Annotated in this window: 17 protein-coding genes; 5 read left to right on the top strand and 12 right to left on the bottom strand. The window is 61.5% G+C overall.

Annotation, left to right across the window (positions count from 1 at the left end):
• The 11 genes from GNF76_RS08425 to GNF76_RS08375 all read right to left on the bottom strand — a co-directional run bounded on the left by GNF76_RS08425 (position 1) and on the right by GNF76_RS08375 (position 18,229).
• A complete protein-coding gene (locus GNF76_RS08425) occupies positions 1 to 1,380 on the bottom strand; it encodes a UDP-glucose dehydrogenase family protein (RefSeq protein WP_155582713.1) in 1,380 nt (459 codons plus the stop codon).
• Positions 1,377 to 1,790 (bottom strand): 4-amino-4-deoxy-L-arabinose-phosphoundecaprenol flippase subunit ArnF, encoded by a 414-nt coding sequence (gene arnF / locus GNF76_RS08420; RefSeq protein ID WP_155582712.1) that lies wholly within the window; start codon positions 1,788 to 1,790, stop codon positions 1,377 to 1,379. Before arnF ends, GNF76_RS08425 begins: the two co-directional genes overlap by 4 nt.
• Complete coding sequence (gene arnE / locus GNF76_RS08415) at positions 1,787 to 2,134, bottom strand: 4-amino-4-deoxy-L-arabinose-phosphoundecaprenol flippase subunit ArnE (RefSeq protein WP_155582711.1); 348 nt, start codon at positions 2,132 to 2,134, stop codon at positions 1,787 to 1,789. Before arnE ends, arnF begins: the two co-directional genes overlap by 4 nt.
• Complete coding sequence (gene arnT, locus GNF76_RS08410) at positions 2,131 to 3,786, bottom strand: lipid IV(A) 4-amino-4-deoxy-L-arabinosyltransferase (protein WP_155582710.1); 1,656 nt, start codon at positions 3,784 to 3,786, stop codon at positions 2,131 to 2,133. Before arnT ends, arnE begins: the two co-directional genes overlap by 4 nt.
• The gene (arnD, locus tag GNF76_RS08405; RefSeq protein ID WP_155582709.1) at positions 3,783 to 4,667 is read right to left on the bottom strand and encodes a 4-deoxy-4-formamido-L-arabinose-phosphoundecaprenol deformylase; all 885 of its coding nucleotides are present in this window, start codon (positions 4,665 to 4,667) and stop codon (positions 3,783 to 3,785) included. The genes arnT and arnD overlap by 4 nt, the downstream gene beginning before the upstream one ends.
• Positions 4,667 to 6,658, bottom strand: a complete 1,992-nt coding sequence (gene arnA, locus GNF76_RS08400; RefSeq protein ID WP_155582708.1) for a bifunctional UDP-4-amino-4-deoxy-L-arabinose formyltransferase/UDP-glucuronic acid oxidase ArnA — start codon at positions 6,656 to 6,658, stop codon at positions 4,667 to 4,669. The genes arnD and arnA overlap by 1 nt, the downstream gene beginning before the upstream one ends.
• Positions 6,655 to 7,689 (bottom strand): undecaprenyl-phosphate 4-deoxy-4-formamido-L-arabinose transferase, encoded by a 1,035-nt coding sequence (arnC, locus tag GNF76_RS08395; RefSeq protein WP_155582707.1) that lies wholly within the window; start codon positions 7,687 to 7,689, stop codon positions 6,655 to 6,657. Before arnC ends, arnA begins: the two co-directional genes overlap by 4 nt.
• A 397-nt stretch (positions 7,690 to 8,086) precedes the next feature.
• Positions 8,087 to 9,433 carry a coiled-coil domain-containing protein gene (locus GNF76_RS08390; RefSeq protein WP_155582706.1) on the bottom strand — a complete coding sequence of 449 codons (1,347 nt, stop codon included), beginning with the start codon at positions 9,431 to 9,433 and terminating at the stop codon, positions 8,087 to 8,089.
• Positions 9,430 to 15,705, bottom strand: a complete 6,276-nt coding sequence (locus GNF76_RS08385; RefSeq protein ID WP_155582705.1) for an AAA domain-containing protein — start codon at positions 15,703 to 15,705, stop codon at positions 9,430 to 9,432. The genes GNF76_RS08390 and GNF76_RS08385 overlap by 4 nt, the downstream gene beginning before the upstream one ends.
• Positions 15,705 to 16,358: a 4Fe-4S cluster-binding domain-containing protein gene (locus GNF76_RS08380; RefSeq protein ID WP_155582704.1), complete on the bottom strand. Its 654-nt coding sequence runs from the start codon at positions 16,356 to 16,358 to the stop codon at positions 15,705 to 15,707. Before GNF76_RS08380 ends, GNF76_RS08385 begins: the two co-directional genes overlap by 1 nt.
• Entirely contained in the window at positions 16,355 to 18,229 is a 1,875-nt protein-coding gene (locus GNF76_RS08375) for an AAA family ATPase (RefSeq protein WP_178123233.1), read from the bottom strand. Before GNF76_RS08375 ends, GNF76_RS08380 begins: the two co-directional genes overlap by 4 nt.
• Positions 18,230 to 18,311: 82 nt before the next feature.
• Here GNF76_RS08375 and GNF76_RS08370 point away from each other — a divergent pair, with 82 nt between their 5' ends.
• The gene (locus GNF76_RS08370; protein WP_155582702.1) at positions 18,312 to 19,112 is read left to right on the top strand and encodes a M949_RS01915 family surface polysaccharide biosynthesis protein; all 801 of its coding nucleotides are present in this window, start codon (positions 18,312 to 18,314) and stop codon (positions 19,110 to 19,112) included.
• A 119-nt stretch (positions 19,113 to 19,231) separates the two neighbouring features.
• Positions 19,232 to 20,146, top strand: a complete 915-nt coding sequence (locus tag GNF76_RS08365; protein WP_155582701.1) for a site-specific integrase — start codon at positions 19,232 to 19,234, stop codon at positions 20,144 to 20,146.
• Positions 20,147 to 20,314: 168 nt separating this feature from the next.
• Here the strand turns inward: GNF76_RS08365 and GNF76_RS08360 are convergent, their stop codons facing one another.
• Entirely contained in the window at positions 20,315 to 20,587 is a 273-nt protein-coding gene (locus GNF76_RS08360; RefSeq protein ID WP_155582700.1) for a DUF2790 domain-containing protein, read from the bottom strand.
• 277 nt (positions 20,588 to 20,864) lie between these two features.
• Between GNF76_RS08360 and GNF76_RS08355 the strand changes: the two genes are divergently transcribed.
• The 3 genes from GNF76_RS08355 to GNF76_RS08345 all read left to right on the top strand — a co-directional run bounded on the left by GNF76_RS08355 (position 20,865) and on the right by GNF76_RS08345 (position 25,329).
• Positions 20,865 to 21,377 (top strand): sigma-70 family RNA polymerase sigma factor, encoded by a 513-nt coding sequence (locus GNF76_RS08355; RefSeq protein WP_155582699.1) that lies wholly within the window; start codon positions 20,865 to 20,867, stop codon positions 21,375 to 21,377.
• The gene (locus GNF76_RS08350) at positions 21,374 to 22,318 is read left to right on the top strand and encodes a FecR domain-containing protein (RefSeq protein WP_155582698.1); all 945 of its coding nucleotides are present in this window, start codon (positions 21,374 to 21,376) and stop codon (positions 22,316 to 22,318) included. Before GNF76_RS08355 ends, GNF76_RS08350 begins: the two co-directional genes overlap by 4 nt.
• A 101-nt stretch (positions 22,319 to 22,419) precedes the next feature.
• Positions 22,420 to 25,329: a TonB-dependent receptor gene (locus tag GNF76_RS08345; RefSeq protein WP_155582697.1), complete on the top strand. Its 2,910-nt coding sequence runs from the start codon at positions 22,420 to 22,422 to the stop codon at positions 25,327 to 25,329.
• Positions 25,330 to 25,356: the final 27 nt, after the last annotated feature.

Raw genomic sequence — 25,356 nt, 5'->3', positions numbered from 1 at the left:
TTACGCTTCCTTGACCGCAGATACCCATTGTTGTTGAGGAATAGGCAGGTTGCACGAGTCGCCACGGCCCATCGGGAAGTACTGGAAGCCTTTACGCGCCAGACGTTCGCCGTCGTACAGGTTGCGCCCGTCGAAGATCACCGGCGTCTTGAGGCGTTCGTGAATCAAGTCGAAATCCGGCGCCTTGAATTGCTGCCACTCGGTGCAGACGATCAAGGCGTCGGAACCGCTCAAGGTCGATTCCGGCGTGCCCATCAGCATCAGGCGTGGGTCATCACCGTACAAACGCTGGGTTTCCTGCATCGCTTCCGGGTCAAACGCCCGCACAGTGGCGCCGGCCGCCCACAGGGCTTCCATCAGCACCCGGCTGGGCGCGTCGCGCATGTCGTCGGTGTTGGGCTTGAACGCCAGACCCCACAGGGCGAAGGTCTTGCCGCGCAGTTCGCCCTTGAAGAAGGCGTTGACGCGCTCGAACAGCTTGCTCTTCTGCCGCTGGTTGATGGCCTCGACCGCTTCCAGCAGGTCGCTGGAGCAGTTGGCTTCCTTGGCACTGTGGATCAGCGCGCGCATGTCTTTGGGGAAGCACGAGCCGCCATAGCCGCAGCCCGGGTAGATAAAGTGGTAACCAATGCGCGTGTCGGCACCGATGCCCAGGCGTACGGCTTCGATGTCGGCACCCAGGTGTTCGGCCAGTTCGGCGATCTGGTTGATAAAGCTGATCTTGGTGGCCAGCATGCAGTTGGCGGCGTACTTGGTCAGCTCGGCGCTGCGCAGGTCCATGAAGATGATGCGGTCATGGTTGCGGTTGAACGGCGCATACAGTTCGCGCATCACGTCGCGCACTTCTTCGCGCTCGCAACCGATGACGATACGGTCTGGACGGCGGCAGTCGGCGACAGCCGAACCTTCCTTGAGGAATTCCGGGTTGGAGACGATATCGAACTCAAGGCTGCGCCCGGCCGCGTGCAGGGCTTTTTCCATATGCGCACGCAGGGTGTCGCCGGTGCCGACGGGCACGGTTGATTTTTCCACCAGGATGACGGGTGCGACGCGGTGACGGGCGACGGCATCACCCACCGACAGCACGTATTTCAGGTCTGCCGAACCGTCTTCATCCGAAGGCGTACCCACGGCAATGAACAGCACTTCACCATGTTCGACGGCCAGTTTCTCGTCATAGGTGAAGTGCAGGCGCTTGCTCTCCAGGTTTTCCTTGACCATGGCGGCAAGCCCTGGCTCGAAAATGCTCACGTGGCCTTGCTGCAGCAGCTTGACCTTTTTCTCGTCAACATCCATGCAGATGACATCGTGACCAACTTCGGCCAGTACGGTGGCTTGTACCAGACCGACGTAACCACTACCAAATACACTGATTTTCATGGGGCATTCCTGGGACTTGTGGTGCTAGCACGACGAGAGTTGATAGTCAGGACACCGAGAATGACCAAGGCCACCCCCGCTGTTTTAGAAAATGAAAAGTGTTCGTTGAAGACCGGCAGGCTGGCCGCCAGCAGGTACACCAGCGCATAACTGATGCTCAGCAGCGAATAGGCACGGCCCAGGGGCAGATCCCGCAGGGCGCCCAGCCAGCAGAGCATCGACAGGGCATAGGCGATGATCGCCAGGATCACCACCCCCAGTGCGCCGAGGTCGATGGAGCCGCTGTTGAGGGCATTCAGCCATTCGGTGGGCAACGGAAGGCGGGTCATGCTCCAGCGCATGCCCAACTGGGCACCGCTGACCAACGCGACGCTACCCAGTGCCAGGGCAAAACCGCGACCCCGGCTCATACCTGGCGCCCCAGCAACACGACGCCGGCAATCACCAGGGCTACGCCCAGCCAGTGCCGACCGTCAATCTGTTCATGAAAGACAAAGCGCGCCACCAGGGTCACCAGCACGAAGTTCAGGCTGAGCATGGGGTAGGCGACGCCGACTTCCAGGCGTTGCAACACCAGTAGCCAGACCAGCAAACCCAGGCCGAGGCAAACCAGTGCCGACCACAGCCACAGGGAGCGCAGTTTGGGGGCCCAACCGTCGGGCTGATCACGCCAGCTCTCGACGGCAAACTTCTGGGATACCTGGCCCATACAGGTCAACAGGCAGGCCGTCAGTAACAGGAGCAGAGAGGTCATGGCGCGCTCTGCGGGAAAAACAGGATCACGAGATTGCCTTGCTCGTAGCGCTTGCCATCCTGGGGCAGCAAGTCGACTTCGCGCTGCTCATCGTCACCCTTGACCCGCATCACTACACCCACCGGGCCTTGTTTGCGGGCATCCGTCATCCATTGCTGGACTTCGGCGATGTCGATCTTGCGATAGGCGGTATCCGGGAAGGCAATGCCGTACTTCACTTCGCCGACAGTGTTGTAGAGCATGATTTGTGGGTAGGCCAGACGCCAGGACAAGGCGGAGGCGGCCCCCAGATCGTTGCTCAGCAGGTGCTTGGCCTGCTTGAGTTCCGGGATGTGATCAATGATGAACTGGTCGGGAGTCTTGTTATAGACCACCGAGTGAGGCAGCGCGGCCGGGACCAATGCCACCAGCAGCCAAGTGCCTACCACCGGTGCAGCCCACAGGCGCAACGGGCGTGCCGCTTGCAGCAGGTTGGCGATGATCCAGCCGAACAGGAACACGAACACCAGCACCAGGCTCAGCAGCTCTTCGTTGTGTTCGTACACCGGCTTCTTCAGTTGGAACCAGGTCAGGGCCAGCAACGCCAGCACCCCGAGGGCCAGGTTCAGCCAACCATTGATACGCAGCACACGACTGCGAGCCTGGGCCAGCTTGTCCGCGAGGGTATTGCCCATCAACAAGGCCAGGGGCAGCAGGCACGGCATGATGTAAGACGGCAGTTTGCCTTTGGCCAGGCTGAAGAACGCCAGGGGCATCAACAACCAGAGCAGCAGGAACGCGGTTTTCTGCGTACGTTTTTCCTGCCACGCCTGTTTCAGGGTCGACGGCAGCAGGGCCATCCACGGCAGACAGAAGGCAACCAGCAGCGGCAGGTAATACCAGAACGGTTCTGCGTGCTGAGCGTCGTCGCCGGCAAAGCGCTGGATGTGCTCGTGCCAGAAAAAGAAGTTCCAGTAATCCGGCTCCTGGGCATGCACGGCCAGCGCCCACGGCAGGCTTACGACAATCGCCACCACCACGGCCACCAAGCCATAGCCCAGCAACTCACGAAAGCGCTTTTGCCAGATTGCGTAGGGCAGGGCGATCAGTACCGGCAGCAACCAGGCCAGGAAACCCTTGGTCATGAACCCCATGCCACAGGCAAAGCCCAGCAAGGCCCAGGACCACAATTTGCCCCGACGTGTCGTGCTGTCGAAACAGAACCACAAGGCGGCGCCTGTCAGGTTGACCCAGAAGGTGAATTGCGGATCCAGGTTGGCATAGCCACCCAGCAACGCCACGCTGACAAAGCTCATGTACAGCACGGCGCTGGTCAGGCTCTTGCGCGGGTCGTTCCACAACCGCCGGGCGACGAAGTACACCAGCAGGATGCTCAAGCCGGTGCTCAAGGCCGAGGCGAAGCGCACACCGAACAGGTTCTGGCCAAAAATCGCCTGGCCCAGCGCGATCATCCAGTAGCCGGCGGCCGGTTTTTCGAAGTAGCGGATGCCCATGAAGTGCGGTGACGCCCACTTGCCGGTCAGCAGCATTTCCTGGCTGATTTGCGCATAGCGGGTTTCGTCGGGAATCCACAGGCCATGGGTGGCCAGCGGCAGCAGGTAGAACACACCAAAGGCCAACAGAAGCAGGGGCAGGGCCCAGCGGCGAATCATGCCTGTTGTACTCCCAGCCAGCCCTCACGGCCGTTCAATGCACCACGCACCAACTGTTGCTGGGGCAGGGTGGCAAGGTCGGCGGGCAACAGGTTACCCAAGGGTTGGAAGTTGATGCCGCGCTGTCCGGCCTGGGCCAGCAACTGACGAAATTCATTGGCCATCAGAATCCCTTCTACTTCTGCGTGGATCGTATAGACGTTCAATTTCGACTCGGTAAACCGGTCGAGGATGTAGGCATTGAAATCTTTGGCGGCCACCACCGGCCCGACGATTTCGTCGAAGGTCGGCAGGTCCACCGGAATTTGTGGGGTGCCCGCGCTGCCATCGGCCAGGGTTGGCCGAAACAGGCTGTCACCACGGCAATCACTGTTGTAGCGGAAATTGAAACCTTGCTTGGCTTGCACCACGCGCTCATCGGCACGCCAGCCGGCGGCCGCCGAGCAGTCCACGCGATCGCCCAGAATGTCGCTCAAGGTGTCGACGCCACGGCGAATCTGCTCGATCAATTGGGCATCGCTCCAGCGCCCGGTGTTGGCTTGCCAGCCGTGGTGATCCCAGGCGTGCAGGCCCACTTCATGGCCGGCCGCCTTGGCCTGGCGCATCAGATGCCCCAGGTCACGGCCAATGGGTTTGCCTGGCCAGGCGGTGCCGGCCAGCAAAATGTCCCAGCCATACAAACCGGCTGCATTGGAGCGCAACATCTTCCACAGAAACTGCGGGCGGATCAGGCGCCACAAGTGGCGCCCCATGTTGTCCGGCCCGACGCTGAAGAAAAACGTCGCCTTGATTCCGGCTTCATCGAGCAGTTCCAACAACTTCGGCACCCCATCACGGGTGCCTCGGTAGGTGTCGACGTCAATGCGTAGACCTGCCTGCATCAGCGCTTGTCCGCGATTTCGAGCATGGCTTCACGCAGGAAGAAATCCAGGGTGTTGCCGATGGTTTCGCTCATTTCCACGGTTGGCGCCCAGTCCAGCAGGCGCTTGGCGTTTTCGATGCTTGGCTTGCGGTGTGCCACGTCCTGGTAACCGGTGCCGTAGAACGCCTTGCTTTCCACGTCGCGGAAACCGGCGAACGGAGGGAAGTTGGCGCGCAGCGGGTGAGCTTCGAACTGACGCAGCAGCTCTTCGCCCAACTGGCGGATGCTGGCTTCGTTGTCCGGGTTACCGATGTTGATGACCTGACCGTTGCAGACGTCATTGTCGTTGTCGATGATCCGCGCCAGCGCTTCGATACCGTCGGCGATGTCGGTGAAGCAGCGTTTCTGCTCGCCACCGTCGAACAGGCGGATCGGCGTACCTTCCACCAGGTTCAGGATCAACTGGGTAATGGCACGGGAGCTGCCGATACGCGCCGAGTCCAGACGGTCCAGGCGTGGGCCCATCCAGTTGAACGGACGGAACAGGGTGAAGTTCAGGCCCTTGGCACCGTAAGCCCAGATCACGCGGTCCAGCAGTTGCTTGGAGACCGAGTAGATCCAGCGCTGCTTGTTGATCGGGCCGACCACCAGGTTGGAGGTGTCTTCGTCGAAGTTCTCGTCCTGGCACATGCCATAGACTTCGGAAGTCGACGGGAAGATCACGCGCTTGTTGTACTTGACGCAGTAGCGAACCAGTTTCAGGTTCTCTTCGAAGTCCAGCTCGAACACGCGCAGCGGGTTACGGGTGTATTCGATCGGGGTCGCGATGGCTACCAGCGGCAGCACCACGTCGCACTTCTTGATGTGGTATTCGATCCACTCGGAGTGAATGCTGATATCGCCTTCCACGTAGTGGAAGTTCGGGTGGCTGCGCAGGCGCTCGATGGCGTCGGAGCCGATGTCCAGGCCGTAGACTTCGTAACGGTCGTCACGCAGCAGGCGCTCGGACAGGTGGTTACCGATAAAACCGTTGACGCCCAGGATCAGTACGCGGGTACGACGTGGCTTGCGACCCGACTCGGCGCCGCGCAGGACGGAACCGTCCACCAGGCCCAGTTCATCGGCCAGGGAGGGGCCGGCCAGGTACAGGCCGTTTTCGTTGCGTTGACCGAAGGTGATCACCAGCGAGTCTTCACCGCAGGCGATACGCAGCGGGTCGACGCTGATCACACGGCCAGGGGCCTGGCCTTCGTTGCCTTTGACAACTTCGGCGCTCCAGACGATCAGCTTGTGCTCGCCCACGGCGCAGAATGCACCCGGGTACGGTTGGGTAACGGCACGAACCAGGTTGAACAGCTCTTCAGCCGGTTTTTTCCACTCAAGCTTGCCGTCGGCAGCGGTGCGGCGACCGAAGTAGGTGGCTTTGCTTTCGTCCTGGGCGGTTTCCGCCAACTTGCCTTGGGCCAGTTGTGGCAGCGCATCACGCAGCAGGTTGCTGGCGGCTTCACGCAATTTGGCGTGCAGGGTCAGGCCGGTGTCGGTGCGCTCAATGGCGACTTTCTGCTGAGCCAGGATCGCGCCGGCATCGGCACGCTTGACCATACGGTGCAGGGTCACGCCGGTTTCGGTTTCGCCCTTGACCAGTACCCAGTTGGCCGGTGCGCGGCCACGGTATGTCGGCAGCAAGGAGCCGTGCAGGTTGAACGCGCCTTTACTCGCGGTGGCCAACAGGGCCTCGCTCAGCAGGTTGCGGTAATAGAAGGAGAAGATGTACTCAGGGTTCAGCTTGGCAATGCGCTCGATCCACAGCGGGTGGTTGGCGTCTTCCGGTGCGTGTACCGGGATGCCATTGCGTGCGCACAGTTGTGCGACAGAACCGTAGAAGTTGTTTTCCTTGGGGTCATCGGCATGGGTAAACACGGCGGCGATGTCGTAACCCGCGTTGAGCAGGGCTTCAATGCCTGCACAGCCAATATCGTGGTAGGCGAAGACAACAGCTTTTGGATTCATGACGAAACCTGATCGGAAGGAGAAGTGGAAGTATGAGAGGTGCTCAGGCCGTCGACAATGACGGTAGGAGCGGGTGCTGCCGGTTGGTTGCGCAGCACTTTTTCAATAAAGAACCGTGGACGTGCGCGCACGTCACTGTACATGCGGCCCAGGTATTCACCCAGAAGGCCCATGCCGATGAACTGGCCGCCGGTAAACACGAACAATACGGCGAACAGTACGAAGGTACCGTCGCCCGCCCAGCCGGCACCGAAGGCCAGGCGCATCACGATCAGCGCAAAGGCAAAGAGCATGCCCAGGGCCGCGAGGCTGAAACCCACGATGCTCAGCAGGCGCAATGGCGTGGTGGTCATGCAGGTCAGCAGGTCGAACATCAGGCTGATCAGGCGCATCGGGCTGTATTTGGACTCGCCGTGTTCACGCTCGGCGTGATGCACCAGGATTTCCGTGGTGTGGCGGGCGAAGCTGTTGGCCAGGATCGGGATAAAGGTGCTGCGCTCGCGGCAGGCCAGCATCGCGTCGACGATGGTGCGGCGGTAAGCGCGCAGCATGCAGCCGTAGTCACTCATGGCCACGCCGGTGGAGCGCTGCACAGCCAGGTTGATCAGGCGCGAAGGCCAGCGGCGGAAGGCCGAGTCCTGGCGGTTGTTGCGCACGGTGGCGACCACGTCATAGCCCAGGGCCGCTTGCTCCACCAGCCGCGGGATTTCTTCCGGCGGGTTTTGCAGGTCGGCGTCGAGGGTAATCACCACGTCGCCGCGGCAGTGCTCGAAGCCCGCCATGATGGCGGCGTGTTGGCCGTAGTTACGGTTGAGGATCACCGCCACCACGTTGCTGTCGGGTTCGGCGGCAGCGTCTTCCAGCAGTTGGGCGGACGTGTCACGGCTACCGTCATCCACCAGGATGATTTCGTATTCATAAGCCAACTGCTTGCAAGCCGCGCTGGTGCGCCGCAGCAGTTCAGGCAGGCTCTGTTCTTCGTTGTAGACCGGGATAACGATCGACACGCAATGAATTGGGTAGGGTTTCAAAGATTCATTACCTCGGGTTTAGAGCAAGTTAGAGCTTGAGAACAAGGGCAATCAACAGGCATGGCTCACCCATGTTGATTAAACATCGAGAGGGTTCATGGCGATCATGGAGGGTTCCTGGTGGGGCTGGTAACGCCTTCCGTGAGTACCAAGAGTAAAGCTGAAAAAACTCAAAGGTAAAGCTGAATCAACAGGTTAGTCCTCAAAATGCGGTTGTTTCTCAAAAACTGCGGCCAAGATTAAGCTCAAAAATGTATAACGAATATGAAACGCAGATGAAAAACTCGTTTATTTTGCGAGTAGACAGCTAGTGTTCAGCTAAACCAGCACTAGATTGGCAAACGAGAACCTTTTCACACTGTAAGTCTTCCTTGTGAATGCCGTGTTGCAGTCTGGGTTAGAGCGTTCTGCGCTGTGCAACTTCTCGTTGTACTAAGGCTGCATCCAACGCAACGACCTTGAGCGGTACCTCTCCCACGGCCAGCGCCCGCTCGATACTCAGGTCGTCGCCCCGGGAGGCCAGCAGCGCCTGCAGTCGCTGGAACTCGCCGCACCAGATTGTCTCGATGTCGCGGTCCCGGCGGGCATCATGATCGGCACCGAGGGCCACGGCGCGCACTTGCAGGCGGCCACTTTCGGCATTGCCGCCAACTTCCACGCCCACTCCCGGTGTCGCCGTTTTGCGCAACACTACGCGACCTTCGTTGGCCCACGCCGTGGCCATGCCCTCGCGCACTTCATAACCCAGGCTGCCCAAACCCTCCAGCACGGCCTGACGCCGGGCCAGTGCTGCGCGTTGGCGCAGTTCAAGGGCAATCTGCGCCTGGCACTGCTCCGTCAGTTGAGCAAGGGTGGCCAGGTCCATAGTGGTTTCGCTGGCGACCACCTGATTCAACAGTTCAGCGCTGCCCGCTGTGCTCAAGGTCTCGACTTCTGCCGCCAGCAACTGCAACTGTTCAAAGGCCTGGCGTCGCTGTTGCTGTGCCAGGGTAGCCTGGGCCAAGTCCAATACCAGGCTGTCCAGCAGCAAGTTGCGTGGGTTTTCGCGGGTTTCGGTTTCCAGGCGGCTCAGTTGCAGCAGGAAAGGCGCAGCAATTGCCGGGCCGTCCAGGGTTTGCAGGCGGGCGATATGTTGATCGATCCGCTCCAGCCGTGGGTCGCGTACGGCTTTTCGCGTCTGGTCGGCCAGCCACTGGCTGAACTGAACTACAGGCTCGCCGGTTTTCAGCTGCTGGGCCAATTGCCGTTGGCGCTCAGTCAGTTGTTCGGTCTGAGGCGCGGCATTCAGCAGGGCAAACCCCTGGGCCAACAAGGCCTGGGCTTGGCCCACGAGCTTGCCGGCGCCTACTGCGTGCAATTGGTCGAGCAGGGCAGGTGCTGCGTTCTTGCCTTCCAGGGCCTTGACCAGCGTTGCGGCGCTTTCCTGCAGGTTGCGTTGCTGTTGACGAAGGTTAATGGCTTTGTTCACCGCTAGCTCTTCACGCTGAGTCATATCACGGGACAAGAACTCGATTTCAATCGGCACACGTTTTTGCAGCTCCAGCAACTGGTCGTCAGCGAGTAACTGGCTCAGTTGGTCACGTCGGGCGCGGGTGGCCACGCACTCACTGTCGCTCAACTCGCCGATCTTCAGCCCCTGGGCTTCCCAGCGAGCCACGGCCTTTTCCAGGCGATGCAGATGCCCTTGGCAAATCGCGATGATTTCTTCGCGGGTGACGATCCGTACCACTTTAGGGCCACTCATTGTGCAGGCTCCACGTCCAGCAGCGGTTCAACCGGCTGCACGACCTTGAGGGCTTGTTCTATCGCCGCCTTGAGCAGGGACTTCTCCCCCTCGACGTCCTGGTACCAGCCCTGGGACGAAACCCGGTGAATATGCGGGATTGCCCGGCGCAGAACCGACGGGCGCCAGATCTCCCGGGAGCGTGCCTTGGCCAACAGCGCATGTCGTGGAGTGTCGCATTCGATACCCAAGGCGTAGAGCCCGGTTTGCGGGTTCTCAATGGCAAAATCCAGGCCGAAAGCATCGCCTTCATTGGCGGGCGCGGCAATCCAGCCGAGGGTTTGCACGTACGCGGCCACGGCCTGAGTGAAGCCGTCGCCCAGGATTGCCTGCTGCTTGCGGGTTTGTGTGCGCTCCGTCAGCAGACGGCCCAGCACACTGTGGCTGGTGTCGAACTCGCCGGCGGAGAGGGCACGGGCGTATTCCAGGTAGCCTTGCAGGTAATCCCGCGGGCTGGCCGGTGGGCGCTGGGTGCTGAGCATGTCCGAGATATCACCAATCGGCATCGAGGTGATCATGACCACCTTCTTGCGCGCCCGGGTTACTGCCACGTTCAAGCGCCGTTCGCCGCCGGTCTGCCCCAGCACCCCGAAGTTGCGGCGGAAGGTGCCCTGAGTGTTACGGCCGAAGGTCGAGGAAAAGACGATGATGTCGCGCTCATCTCCCTGTACGTTCTCGACGTTCTTGACGAACACCGACATGTCTTCACCGTCTTCGCTGCGCTCGCGTTCCTGGCTGTAGGCGGCACGGAAGGCTTCATCCTGCTCGGCGCGCAGTTCCAGACGCTCCTCGATCAAGTCTGCCTGCTTGCGGTTGAAGGTCACGACGCCTACCGACGGGCGTTCGGCATACGGTTTGAGCCACAACTGGGCCAAGTGATCGACGACGCGCTCGGCTTCTTGCTCGTTGGTCTGGTTCTGGTATACGCCGTCGACGCGGATCAGCTCCAGGGGCTTGATGCTGAGGATGTTGGCCTGCGGGTGACGTACCGGAATGCTCAGGCGGTTACCGTAGAACGAGGCGTTGGAGAAGCCGATGAGTTCGCGGTAGGCCGAGCGATAGTGAATCTGCAAGGTGGTGGCCGGCAACGAACTGCGGGCCAATTGCAGCAGGTCCGGGCAGTCTTTGATTTCCCGGCGGTTCCAGGTGTCTTCAAAGGCTTCGCGTTGTTCTTCATCGGCCTGGTCTTCGGGCATGTCGCCGTCGAACATCTCGGCTTCGTCGCTTTCAATACGGCTGGAGAAAAACGCGGTGGGCGGCATTTGTTTCTCGTCACCACTGACCACCGTAACGCGACCGCGATACAACGTCGGCAAGGCGAACTCCACCGGCATCTGCGAGGCTTCATCGTAGATCACGGTGTCGAACAACCCGGCTTTCAAGGGCAGGACGCGGCTGGCCACGTCCGGGTTCATCAACCACACCGGGCGTACGCTCATCAGGCCGAGGTTGGCCCCCAGCTCGATAAACTCGCGCAAACGCCGGGAGCGCTTGCCGGTGAGGCGGGTAACGTCTTCCCATTCCTTGCGTGTGCCGAGACGGCTGAGGTCGATGCCCTCGCTGAGCAACTGGCGGTTGAGCCCACGCATCTGGGTGTCGGCCTCGGCGAGGCTGGTGATTTTGTCCTGGGTTTCGCTTTGCTCGAGCATCAACTCGGGGTTTTGCTGTTCCAGGTTGCGCTTCCAGCCCAGGCGCGCTTCGCGGTTGAGCAGGCGGCGGATCACCGCGTCCAGTTGCTCCAGTGGATAACCTTCAAGTGCCTGCTGGTACTCACGCAGCAAGGCAAACAGCGCCTTGTCAGCCTCGGTCAACTGCCCGGCGCGGGCGCGGAACTGTTGGTAGGCGCTGACGTGGGGCAGGGCCTCGGCCAAAGGGTTGAGCGCCAACAGGTTGCTTTGATTGCGCTCGACGGCGTGTTGCAGCGTTTGCACCAGGCCAGCGTCCAACCAGTCGGCCAGGCGCTTGAGGGTTTCCAGGCTGTTCTGGCGCGCGTTGTGGCGGATGAAGGCAGCGTCGTATTGGGCCAGCAGGGTTTCGAAGGACTGGCGCTCGCCGGTTAATACGGCAGCGTCTACCTGATCAGCACGAGGCGCTTGGCGCAGGCCGTCGGCAAGGCTGCGCACTTCGTTCAGGCGATTGAGGTCGGTGATGCTTTGGCGATGCAGCTCCGGACCACTGTCGGTGGCGATGGCCGGCAGCCCCAGCTGTTGATGCAGTTTTTGCAGCTCGGCCCGCAACGGGCGCCATTGGCTTTCCAACTGCGCGGCGGCCAACAGGACCGGCAAGCGCTCGTCGCCGGCCACATCGCCGGATTCGCTGATAAAACCCAGCAGTTTGCGGCGCCGCACAAAACGCACGGGGCTCAGGCGGGCCAGCCAGGAGGTGCCCTTGATCACGCTGGTCGCGTTGTTTTGCAGCGTATGCAACTCGGCGCTGGCCAGCGCGGACAACGGCGGGGACAAGGTTGGGCTGTACTGATCGACGGTGCATTGCTGCAACTGGCGCTCAAGCCCGGCGACTTCCTGGATCAGGCTTTCGCCCTGGTTGTCGGCACGGAACAGCGGCAGCCAGCGAGCCAGCAGTTGTCGTAGCTCATCATTCAGGGCAAGCAGCGTTTGCACATGGCTGTCGAGCCAGGCGCGATAAGGCGCTGGGTCGTCGACCTCAAACGGTGCAGGGTGGGCTTGCAGAACGTCCAAGCGTGCGGTTTCACAGGCGGCGAAGCGCTGGAAGCTGTCGTCGAACGCAGCCAAAGTGGCCTTGTCCGTGGGGAATGCCTGCAACTGGGCCAGCGGGCTACCTTCGTAACGGGCCGGCAACCAGAAGCGGGCCAAAGGCGCACAGTTTTCTTCCAGGCGCGTCAGGTCGGTGATGTCCAGGGCCGTGAGGCGTTGGCGCAGGGCCGGAATCTCCAGCGGCGGTTCACCGCGCTCCAGTTCGATCAATTCACCGATCAGGCTGCGATAGCTCAAGCCGCTGTGCTCATCGACCTTGTGCAGGCTTTGATGGAAACGGTCCAGTTCACCTTCCAGCGCCTCGATGCGCGCGGCCAGGCGTTCGCGCTGGCGCTGCCAGGGCTGGGTGATCAATTCGGTCTTGAACAGTGTTTCCAATTGCTCGCGCACCCCGCGAATCACCGGCTCACGGTCGCGGTTGACGTCGTTGAGCATGACGATGCGGTTGCTCAAACCCTCGGCCACCAGGCGCTTGTGCACCACTTCCAGGGCCGCGTGCTTCTGGCAGACGATCAACAGGCTGCGTTGGCGGCCAATGGCGTCGGCGACCATATTGACGATGGTCTGGCTCTTGCCGGTGCCGGGCGGGCCTTCCACCAGCAAGCCGGGGGCCATGCGCGCTTGCAGTACGGCGGCTTCCTGGGATGGGTCGCTGGCGACGGTGAAGAAGCGCTGCAACTCCGGCACGTGTTCCTGATCCGGCGCTTCAGTGCTGCTGCCATTGAGGCGCAGCGCGGTTTCCAGGCCGGTGCCGCCGGGTGGCAGGGCCTTGAGCTGGCGCAGGTCTTCGCCAATCGCTTGCCCCATAAAGGTCACGTGGAAGAACACTGCCGCACAGGCCAGTTCATCCTGATACGCCACCACTTCGGTGCCCACCGGGGGCAGGGCGCCCAGCACCCGGGCGCGGCTGGTCGCGAGCATGCCAAAGGCATCCATCACATCGGCGGCTTTCAGCGACGAGCGGCCCAGCACTTCATCGGCGGCCTGGCGCCAGGCTTTGCAGCCGTCGATGCCAAGCATGCCTTCCAGGGCCGGGTTGAGGCGCACTTCTTCGCGCTCACTGTCGAACACCAGCGACACCTGGCCACGGCTGCCCACTTCCAGCTGCAGCTTCACCGGCCATAACAGCAACGGTGCAATGCGCGTGCGGGTGGTGCCGCGCGGGTCGCGGGTCAACAAGAACGGGAAGCCCAGGTACAGGCCGTCGATGCCGGTGTCGCGCTTGTACAGCGAGCTTTGCCGACTGAGGCTGTTAAGGCGCTGCTCCAGGCCGGGATTGTCGGCAAAGATCGCCGCGTCCAGCGGCACCGACTGGGCATTGCGTTGCAGCAGGTGATCGAGCAAGGCTGCCGCCGGGCGGCGCTCGCTGTGCAACTCCTGCAGGTCAACCCGGGCAGTGGTCTTGCCAATGCTCATGCGCACCAGCGGCCCGCGCATCACCGCGCTGGAGACCTTTTTCTCGAAGAAATCGAGGATCTGCGCCACATAGTGCTGTTTTTGCGGCTCCAGCCATTGCTCGGCCGGTACCGCCAGCAACACCAGTGCGCGGGCCAGGGGCATGCGTCGTTCCAGACGAAACTGTTCCGCCCATTCGTCCACGGCCGGCACGCCGCAGCGGGCAAAACCGGTGATGCGTTCATCCACCTGGCGATAGATGTCCTGGCGTGGCAACGCCAGTAAGGCTCGAGCGGCGTCCTGATCAAACAGCAGCACCTCGACGTCTCTGGCGAGGCCCGCAGCCTCTTCGAGAATGCCGTCCACGGAGCGGAACTGGCCGATAGCAGCGCTCAGCAGCACGATCAGGTCTTCTTCGCTGATCAGGCGACGGTCGGACAAGGACAGCAATCCGGCATGATCGCTGTCCGGCAGCAGGCGCTGGCGTTCTTCCCATTGCGCGGCGAGGCGTGCCCGGGAGGTGGAGAGCAGGTAGATGCGCAGTTGTTCTTCGTCCAGTTCAATGCTTTGGTGCAGCGCCCGTTGACGCACCTGCTCGGCGCGATTTTTCAGGCGCGACAGCCAGTTTTCGCCGCTGTCGCTGACCAATTGGCCAAGGCGCTCCAGCAGGTCCGGCGCGGGGCCGGTGATCAGTCGGTAGCCTTCCAGTGGATGTTCCAGCAACCAGCCCGGGGTGACGATTTCGCCGCGCTGGATCAGTGGCATTTCCGGGTTCAGCAGTTTCAGCGCGAGCATCAGCCGCACGTCATCTTCGAGGCCATCGTGCTGGGCCACCTGACGCAGGCCCGCCAGCAGCTTGGGTGACAGCCCGACCTGTTCGGCCCAGGTCACAATCACCCCACGCAGCAAGTGATCCAGCGCTTGCGGCCAGTGTTCGGTTTCAGCTGCGGCGAGGGCAAACAGCGCCGGCTTGCGCAAGCGCCGCGTACCGAGGGCAATGGTTGCGCCTTCGACGTCATCCTGTTCGGCGACATGGGACGCCGGGGCGGTCACGTCCTCACCGGCCAACCACGCCTGGACTTGCGGCCACTGCCAGCGTTGATGGCGGTCACGGGCCAGCAGCCCGCGCAACAGCAGGTCGAGGCGCGGATCGAGGTCTTCCGGCAACGGCACGCCGCTGGCCAGCACATGAATCAGGTAAGCGTTGGGATTGATCCCGGCAAAACACGCGCCTTGGGTCAACTGCTCCAACAGGATCATCCCCAGGCTCCACCAGTCGGACGCGGCGGCGACGCCACCGGCGATGGCTTCGGGGGCCATGTAGCGGCTGGTTTCCAGGGGCGAGACGATGTCCAGGTCGAACTCGGATAAGCGCGCCGAACCAAAGCCGCTGATCACCAGGTCCAGCGGTTCGCGGCTGCGCACCAGCAACGTGCCCGGGCGCAAGTCTCGGTGGCGCAGGCCGGCTTCGCTGAAGGCGTGCAGGGCCTGGCCCAGCTCACGCACGATATGTTCGACGGCGGTCAGATCGGTGACGATGATGCCCAGCTCGGACAGGGTGCCGCCGGTGAGCTCTTCGGCAATTTCATAGGCGCGCTCGTCCCAGCGACCGGTGGCGATGATCTCTGGCACATGTTCGCGGGGCAGGCGACGCAGTACTTCGTAGACAGCGGGGTCGGGTTCGGAGCCGGCACGGTACAAGGTCAGCACCGCCTGATAGCCGTCGCTGACCTGCTCGCCCTGGTAGCGCTCACGTATGCCATCGGTGCTGCTGATCTGGCGCAACAGGCGCCAGCCGTCGATCAGGGTTTCGCTGCTGGTGGTTTCAACCGGCACCTCTTCGACTGGCGCGTCCGTGGCTGGCTCGGCGTCGCAGACCATGCACATCAGGTCGCCGGCATCCATCGAGTGACCATTGCGGCACTGCAAGGCGGTTTGTTGCTCGGCCACCTCCACGGTTACCACTGGCTGCGGGCGCCAGCCGGCTTGCTGGATGGCCACGCTGGACAAGTCCCAGCCACAGGGCTGGTCGTGGACGCTGCCTTCGCAGAACAGTTCGGCCAGGGAGCGTTCGGTCTGGCAGTTGGGGCAAAAACGTATCATTAAGGCAATTCCGGTAAACGGCGGCGTGAAGTGTGGGCGCTGGTCTGGAGCTGGTGACCCTGGGACTGCAACAGGTCGCGCAAGCGCAACACATCATCGCGTCCCGGGATTCCAGCCATCCAGATGCTGCCATCGTCATCGAACATCAAATCCAGAGCCCGGTCGCTGGCATTCAGCGGGCGTTCATAACCCGCGAAGCGCTGGCGGCCCAGCTCGCTTAAAAGTATCAGGCGTTGGTTGTCGCTGCCCCGCAGGACCAGGGTTTGCGGCTGTTGTTGCTCAAAGGGGTCGCAGATCAAGGCGTCGATCAAACCGTCGGCCTGGGCCAGCCAAGGCTCAAGCTGTTCCCGGGGATGGCCGCTGTACACCAGGATATCGACGTGGGTGCGTTGACGCAGGCCGGCAAGCAAGGCCAGCAGGGCGTCGGGCTGGTCGAAGGGTTCGCCACCGGAAACGGTGATGCCGTCGGCCTGTTCCAGCCACGGCGCCAAATCCGCCAGCAGTGTCTCCAATTCGATCGCGTGTTTGCCCGGTCCCCAGGTGTCGGCAGAAATACAGCCGGGACAGCGGATGCTGCAGCCCTGAAACCAGATGCCCAGGCGATTACCCGGCCCCAACGTGGTGACCGGAAAATGCACCCGGGACAGTTTCAACGACGCTCCAGGGACAACCCCTGGCTGTCGAGTCGGGTCAAACTGAAGTGCTCACCGGGTTGTGCATCCTGATCGAACAGGGCACGGGCCAATGGGTTGAGCAGGTGCGCTTCCAACTGGTTGCGAATCCCGCGGCCACCGTTGGACAGGTCGTGCAGGCACACTTCGCGCAAGGCTTGCAGGGCGCTGTCGGCCAAGTCGATATGCAGTTCCTGAGCGGCCAGGTCGCCCAAGGTGGCGCTGACCATCTGGGTAAAGATCTGCTCGGCCACGTCAGGGCGAATGAAGTCGAAGACGATGATGTTCTCGCCGATACGGTTGAGGATCTCCGGGCGGTTGAGCACCAGCTTGAAGTAGCGCTCGATCTCGCTCAGGACCTTGCCTTGCACCTGGTCGTAGGCATCGCCGGGCAACACGTTGGCGACCCGTTCGCCGTTCTCGCCCTGGCGATAGATGCCGAGGTTGGAGGTAAACACGATCAAAGCTTCGGAAAAGTACACCCGATCACCACGGCCGGAGGTCAGCACGCCGTCGTCGAGGATCTGCAGGAACTTGTCGAGGATGCGCGGGTGGGCTTTCTCGATTTCATCGAACAGCACCACGCTGAAGGGTTTTTCGCGGATGGCGTTGGTCAACTCACCGCCCACGTCATAGCCGACATAGCCGGGCGGGGCGCCGATCAGGCGTTGGTCGGCATGTTCGGCGCTGAATTCCGACATGTCGAAGCGGATATAGGCGCCTTCGTCACCAAACAGCAGGCTGGTGATGGTCTTGGCCAGTTCGGTCTTGCCCACGCCGGTGGGGCCGGCGAGGAACGCCACGCCACGGGGGCGGTTGCCCTTGCGGCTGGCACCGACACCGGTCATGGCGCGCTTGACGATGTCCAGCATATGGGTCACGGCGTGGGTCTGGCCCTTGACCCGTTGGCGGATAAAATCGTCGGCTTGGCGAATGCGCTGGCGGTCGATCTTCAACCACGGGTCTTCGGTAACGCCGACCTTGTAGCGGCGCACCGCATCGGCGATGCGCTCCATGGCCACGGCTTCGACCCGGGCCAGTTGGGCGATGGCATTGAGGTCCAGCAGCAACAGGCCTTCGGTGTTTTCGACAAAGGCTTTGGCGGCTTGCTCCTGGGCTTCAGGGGTGGCCTGCTGGGCGCCGGGCAACCCCCGCAACAGAGCCGGGGCCAAGGCCTGGCGGGCTTGCAAGTCGGGTTTTGACACTGGGATGTGGCGCAGGCGCGGGTTGTCTACCAGCAGCCAGTCCGGCAAGTCGCCTTCCTTTTCCACCACCCACAACACGCTATTAAAGAAGGGTTTGCGTTGCTCGCCGGCGGGTCGGCTGGTGGCTTGATGGGACAGCACCAGAGCTTGGGTGAAAAGCTGGTGTTCCGCCGCGGTCAACGAATCGTTGCGTACCACCAGGCGGGAGGCGAAGTCGATGATCAGGGCAACAGGTTCGCCCGCGCGGGTAATCAGACGCTGCAGGGTGGCGCTCAGCAAGTCGATGCCGGCTGGGGCGTGACCGTCTACCGGCGTCAGGCCCAGTTCACGCAGCAGGGTCTGGCCGCTGGCGGGATCGGTGCCCGGGGCATCCAACACACTGAAACCGGCCAGCGGGTCCCAGATCAGCACTTGGCTGAAACCACCTTGAAGCAGTGCGTCCCGCAGGTTGAGGTTGAAACTCTGGGCGGTAATCACCCCTGGCGCGACCTCGCTGGCTTGCAGGTCGCGGACATTGCCGGAGAGCACAAACTGGCTTTTGAGGGGCAAAAAACGCAGCAGGTCGCGCAGCCAGCGCGGCTTTTCGAAGGCGGCAGTCCGTGGCATTGAAAAAAACTCGTCGTAGGAAGCAGGATCGGACATTAGCATAGGGCCGATTTTGCTGACGAATCTTCTCTCCATTGTCCTGCAAGTGTCGGTAAAGTAAGCCATCTCCCGCCTGGATAAACGAATGAACAGCGTGCAACGGTTACGTGGCCAATTACGGCCGGCCCTGATGGTGATGTGGATGACGGTGGCCTGTGCCACCACCGTGTGGGCCGATGACCGAGTGGCGCTGACGCCGCTGGACCAACTGCCAGACGGTGTCGAGCTGCGCGGCAAGCAGGTGGGCGCTTATACCTGGACCGATCGGCAAGGCAAAAATCTGTTGGTGCTGGGCGAACAAACCAGCGAACGCGACGACGATGGCACGCAATCGGCCTTCGTCTATGCCGCCCAGTACTTGCTTGATGGCGGCCGACCCAAGCGAGTATGGATGCTCTACGACGACGTCCAGCGCTGTGAGTTTGATGCGGGCGTGCACTTCAACCCGCAGGCGACCCAAGTCACCGACCTGCTGGGGGACGGTGTCACCCAGGCCACCGTCGGCTATTCCCGCACCTGTACCAGTGATGTCAGCCCCAATGAGTTCAAGCTGATCATGCACGTGGGCAAGACGCAGCGGTACCGCTTGCGCGGCGTTGATCGCTATGGCGCCAGCTGGTGGGATGAAGATGCCGGAGCGCTCCAGGGCATGCCGCTGCCCAAGGATTGCAGCGCGGCAGGGCAACAGGCGCTGGTCAGCCAGTTCAAGGAGCAGGGCACCGAGCTGCCCTTGCCCGGGTGTTATGGCGATGAGGACGATTTCGCCAAGGCGCCCCAGCCGTACCTGGACTTTATGCGTCAGCAATGGTTTGCGCTGATGGCCAAGCAAGACACTACCTGGAGCCAGACCCAGGAGCCCTCTGACGATCAACCGGACGATCAGTAATAAGCCCATGGTTTGGCGGGCGCGCAAAACCTGCGTTAGACTCAGCGCTCGCCAAACCACTAAATATATCGATTAAACAATTGCTTAGTCGCTGTATTTAATCCAAAGGCTGATCTACCTTGACTGAGTCTACCCGTAACCCGTTGACCCTCTACCTCACCCGTCTGGCCCCCTCAAGCCAACTGACCATGCGCTACGTGCTGCAAGATGCCGCCGACCGTCTGGGCTTTGAAGAGGTCAACCTGGAAGACATCCCCTGGCACTTGCTGCAACCCGAGCAGGTCATGGCCCTGGTGGCTGTGCTGCGAGAGGACGGTTATGCGCCCAATACCTCATCGTTGTATGTCAACGCGGTGCGCGGGGTGATGAATGAAGCCTGGCGCATGAGCTTGATCAGCCAGGACCACTTATTGAAGATGCGCTCGGTCAAGGCCGCGCCCGGTACGCGTCTGAGTCAGGGTCGCAACCTGCGGCGCTCACTGATTCGCGAACTGATGGACGTCTGCGCCGCCGACCCACGCCCCCAAGGCCTGCGGGACGCGGCAGTCATCGGGATTCTGTACGGTTCCGGGATGCGCAAGTCGGAGTCGGTCAACCTTGACCTGGCCCAGATCAACTTTGACGAACGCAGCCTGCGGGTGATCGGCAAGGGTAACAAGGAGTTGATCAAGTACGCTCCGGCCTGGGCCTTTGCCAAACTGCAGGCTTGGCTGGCGTTTCGTCGCGAACAGCTCAAAGACGGGGAGCAGGACGATGGCTTTCTGTTCAATCGCATCCGCCGGGGCAGCCACATCACCCGGGAACGCATCACCAAACACGCGATTTACTACATCGCCCGCCAGCGCGGGCAGCAGGTGGGAGTGAAGATCATGCCCCACGATTTTCGGCGCTCGTTTATCACTCGGGTGATTGAAGAGCACGACTTGTCCATTGCCCAGAAGTTGGCGCACCACACTAATATTCAGACCACGGCCAGTTATGACGTACGCGATGATAATGAGCGGCGCATGGCGGTGGATCGGTTTGATCTTTGATCGGGTGGCCCCTTTTGCTTTTCTGTGGGAGCTGGCTTGCCTGCGATGGCATCGCCTCGGTCTTACTGAAAAACCGAGTCGTTTGCATCGCAGGCAAACCAGCTCCCCCACAGGGGAACAGTGTTCGCTTCAGAGAATGGGTCGGCTACCAGGCCGCCTCGGCCCCCATCAACCATGCTGACAAGCATCCCCCAACCGCACATAGTCCAACTCGTGCCGTACGCCATGACTGTCAACGTAGACCATATGCCCTTTGACCGGCCCGCACTCTTTCGATGACTCACTGCTATCACGCACCACCTTGGCAATGTCCAGGTCCAGGGAAGAATCATCGGCGTCGCTGGCCTGAGCAGTCGCGCTGGCGTTGGCTGCGGGCACTTCTCCCTGGGCCATGGCCAGGGTGCTGAACACACTCAGCAGGGCAACGAATAAGTAACGCATGACAACCTCCATCACCACGCCTGTGGCGATTTGACTGTGGTTGCCATTCTATAAAGCGGCCACCGAGAGGCTGAACGAGTGCGCGGCAATACTGTTTATCAGCCAAAACGATAAGCCCGCTTTCTTATATCTATTTTATAGCTATCTCATACTTTTTATTACTTCCAAAGCTGATCATCTCTGCTGCAAAGTCGCCCCTTCGACCCTGAGCTCGTTTCGAGCCAGCGCTAATAGACGATTTCTGAGACCGGTGAGATGTCTCGTAAGGGAGCAAGGCATGGGTGTCCAACAGCCCCCCAGTCACGTGTTGATTGGGCAAATGTTCCAAAAGGATTATCAGTGGTTGTGCGGTTCCGTCAGCCGTACGCTGGGCTGTCATCACAGTGCTCAGGACATTGCTTCGGAAACCTTCCTGCGGGTGTTGTCGCTGCCGGATCCGACGGCCATCCGCGAGCCCCGGGCATTGTTGACCACCATCGCCAGGCGCCTGGTGTACGAAGGCTGGCGCCGGCAAGACCTGGAACGTGCCTACCTCGAAAGCCTGGCCCATTCGCCTGCGCCGGTACATCCCTCTCCGGAGGAGCGGGCGCTGGTTATTGAGGCGTTACTCGCGCTAGACCGGCTGCTGGATGGCCTGTCAGCCAAAGCCAAGGCGGCGTTTCTTTACCACCAACTGGACGGCTTGACCTACAGCCAGATTGGCGAACGCTTGCAGGTGTCTACCAGCCGGGTGCAGCAATACATGGCCGATGCATTCAAGCGCTGTTACCAAGTGATGGCCCAGCCATGAGGCTATCGCGCCCCGATGATGCCGTGGTGGATGAAGCTGCGCTGTGGATGGCGTTGTTGCAGTCGGAACACGTGACGGACCAGGAACGCGAGGCATTCGAGACCTGGTGCGGGGCTGATGTCCGCCATCAACAGGTCATTGATCAAATGAGCGGGGGCTTGAGGTTGCTGCGCACCAACGCCTTGCGCCGGGTGCCAAGCCAGAGCGTCTTGCACAGCGTGAACGCGCCCTCGAGCCGACGGCGCTTTGTCGTTGGCAGTCTGGTGGTGGCGTTGGCAGCGGTGCTACTGGGACGCCGCGAGGGTTGGCCAGGGGCTTTCGGTGAACTGTACACCGGCACGGGCGAGCGTAAGCCATTTACGCTGGAAGATGGCAGCCACCTGACGCTGAACGCTCGCAGCCGCGTGATCAACCTGTTCGACGCCCGCCAGCGGTTGCTGGAACTGCGTGCAGGGGAATTATGGGTGGACGTGGCCAAGGAGGCGGCGCGGCCCTTCGTGGTACAGACCGAGCACGGTCTGATCCGCGCCCTGGGTACGCAATTTCTGGTACAGCACGGCGAAGACTCCACCCGTTTGGTGATGCTGCATTCGCGGGCCGAAGTGCTCACGCGCGGGGGCGTCCGGCAAGTGGTCGAGGCTGGCCAGAGTGTGTGCTTCGATGCACACGATATTCTTGCCACGCAAGGCACCAAAGGCGATGAAAATGCCTGGACCCAGGGCCGCCTTGAAGTGCATGACCGTACCTTGGCCGAAGTGATCGACCGCCTGGGCAACTATCGCCAGGGGATCCTGCGCCTGAGTCCGCAGGTGGCCGGGTTGCGCCTGAGCGGTATTTATCCGCTGGATGACACCGACCGCACCTTGCTGTTGCTCCAGCATTCGTTGCCGATCCGCGTGACGTATCACAGTGCGTATTGGGTCAGCATCGACCCTCGTTGACCGAGTTATAACGCCATAACTTCTTGGCCTATCGGTAGCCCTATAAAAACCATTCGGCCGCTGCTCATTCCCTGTAGACGCACTTAACAGGGAGGCCCTCGATGCACGCATTCAAACAACAATTACCCCGGCTGACGCTGGCCGCAGTCCTGGCGATGGGGATCTGTCCGCCACTGGTTCTGGCCCAGGAACCTGCCCAAAAGGTCTTCACCTTTGATATCGCCAGCGGCCCGCTGGACGAGGTGCTGCTGGATATCTCACGTCAGACAGGGGTAATGATTTCCTTCAGCCAACCCCTGGTGCAAGGCAAGCGCAGTGGCGCCATTCGCGGTGCGCTGGACAGTCAGCAGGCAGTGGACAAGGCGCTGCAGGGCAGTGGCTTGCAAGTGGATGACAGCGAACAGGGGCTGACGGTGCGTGCCGCCCCCATCAAGAGCAATGACAGCCCGCCCGTGCAGACAAGCGCCGACTACCGCATGGAAAAAGTCACGGTGACCGGTTCGCGCATCGCTCGCGCGCAAACCGACGGCGCGACCCCGGTGAACGTGATCACCCATGAAGAAATGGAAGCCAAGGGTTATCGCAACGTTTACGACGCGCTGGCCAGCCAGACGCAAAACACCGGCATGAGCCAGGGCGAAGACTACGGCAACACCTGGCAACCCGCTGCCAGCGCGCTGAACCTGCGGGGCCTGGGGCCCAACCACACGTTGGTGTTGATCAATGGCCGGCGTGTGGCCGATTACCCGACGCCCTACGACGGCAAGGTCAACTTCACTAACCTGGCGAATATTCCTTCGGCGATCATCGACCGCATCGAAATCCTCAGCAGCGGTGCCTCGGCGGTCTACGGCTCGGATGCAATTGCCGGGGTGGTCAACATCATCCTGAAGAATAAGATCAGCGGCATCGACGTCAATCTCAAGGGCGGCACCACGGAGCGGGGCGGCGGTGACAATCAGCGCCTGCAACTCAGTGGCGGCGGCAGTTGGGGGGACTTTGACGGGTTGTTCGGCCTGGAGTTGACCCAGCGCGACCCGATCTGGGCCAGCGATCGCGGGTTCATGAAGGGCGGCGCGCCCCTGGCTGATGTGGGTTATCGTCGCGATTTAAGCAGCGGTCATTACCTGGGACCTGGCTGCGGCGGCTATCAGGGCGTGTTCGGCAACAAACTGGTCAACGGCGGTGGTCGCTGCCGTACCGACCAGGTCTACAACGACTACTGGACGATCCAGACGCAAAAGGAAAACTACGACGGCTACACCCGTGGCACCTGGCATTTCAGCGACAGCGGCCAGGTATTCGCCGACCTGATGTATGGCCTGGACCATATCCAGAACAACACCCGCGGCCCGACCTTTACCTCGCCGGACTTCATCAACCAGAACACCGGCAAGCTGGAGCGTTGGTACCGGCGTTTCGGCGAAGAAGAAATCGGCGGGCGCAGCACCAACAACAGCAAATGGACCGACACCTCATGGACCGGCACCCTTGGCCTGTCGGACAAGATCGCTGACAGCAGTTGGGGCTACGAGTTGGCGGCCAACCGTTCGGTGTATCGCAGCGTGCGCACCAGCCGCTACACGCCGCTGTCGAGCATTCGCGACTTTTACCTGGGGCCGCAAGTGGGCCAGCAGGATGGCCATCCGGTGTTTGCGCCGGACCCGGCTCGGCTGGACCGCGCCTTGACCCCTGAGGAGTGGCAGCAGTTTCGCACCAACCAGACCCAGACCAGCCGTTCGGTGTCGCAGAACTACACCGCGTCCCTCAATGGTGAACTGTTCGACCTTCCCGCTGGCCCCGTCGGGTTTGCCGGGGTACTGGAGTCGGGTAAACAGGAATACCGTGTCGACCCGGACGGTGGCCTCAATGACGGCGAGTTCTATGGCCTTGCCCCGGCACAAAGTTCGGGAGGCTCACGCAAGCGTTACGCAGCGGGTGCAGAGTTCAGTATTCCGGTCACCGACACCTTGCTGGCGACCACCGCCGGGCGCTGGGACCAATACAAATTCAGCGGCCGCACCGAACAACAGACCACCTATAACCTGGGCCTGGAGTGGCGCCCGGTGAACAGCCTGCTGGTGCGTGGCAGCTACGGCACCAGTTTCCGCGCACCGGACCTCAACTACATCTACCAGTCCGACAGCAACGGCTACTACCCGTCGCAGATCGACTACTACGGTTGCAGCAAGGGCGTGGACGGCGCCTGTGACAAGGGCATCGTCAACTACACCCAGAGTGGCAGCAGCGACCTGAAGTCCGAACGTGGCAAATCCTGGACCTATGGCTTCGTGTGGTCGCCTTCGCGCAATTTCGACTTCTCTGCTGATTACTGGCGCGTACAGATCGACGATCTACTGACCAACGTTGACGAAAACCGCCTGCTGCAAGATGAAAACGCCTGCCGCAGTGGCCAGCAGGACATCAACTCGGCCAGTTGCCAGGCGACCCTGGCACGCATTGACCGTAATCCGGGCAACGCGGCGGTGGATCCCAACAAGTTGCAGCGGGTGCGGGTCAATGCGATCAACGCGGCCAGCCAGCGGGTCAGCGGGTTGGACTTCAAGAGCAATATTCGCTGGGGTGCGGGGCGTTACGGCGCCTTCAATGCCGGGCTGGGCTACACCCTGGTGCTGTCCAGCTTCTACAAGGAGTCGGACGACGCGCCGACCCAGGATTGGCGCAGTTCGCGGACCGTGTTCGACTGGCGCAGCAAGGACAACGCCAGCTTGACCTGGGACTACGAGAAGACCACTGCCACCATTTCCGGTATCCGTTATGGCAGCGTCACCAATGCGGCAGGCGATGGGCGTTTGTCGCCGTGGACCGTGTTTAACGCCAGCGCTCGTTACCAACTGAGTGACCGGGCGAGTGTAGGGCTGACGGTGAATAACCTGTTGAACCAGATCAAGCATGACGATTCGGCGGGATGGCCGAATTATCCGACGGGTAACTATGACCCGTATGGGCGGCAGTGGTGGCTGGATGTGAGTTATCACTTTGGGGGGTGAGGGTCAGTCTCAAGCAAACACATAAGC

Origin of the sequence: Pseudomonas spelaei (genome assembly GCF_009724245.1) — a bacterium.
GTDB classification, from domain to species: Bacteria; Pseudomonadota; Gammaproteobacteria; order Pseudomonadales; family Pseudomonadaceae; genus Aquipseudomonas; species Aquipseudomonas spelaei.
Note: the sequence above shows the minus strand (reverse complement) of the source record. Positions and strands in the feature narration are given on the sequence as shown.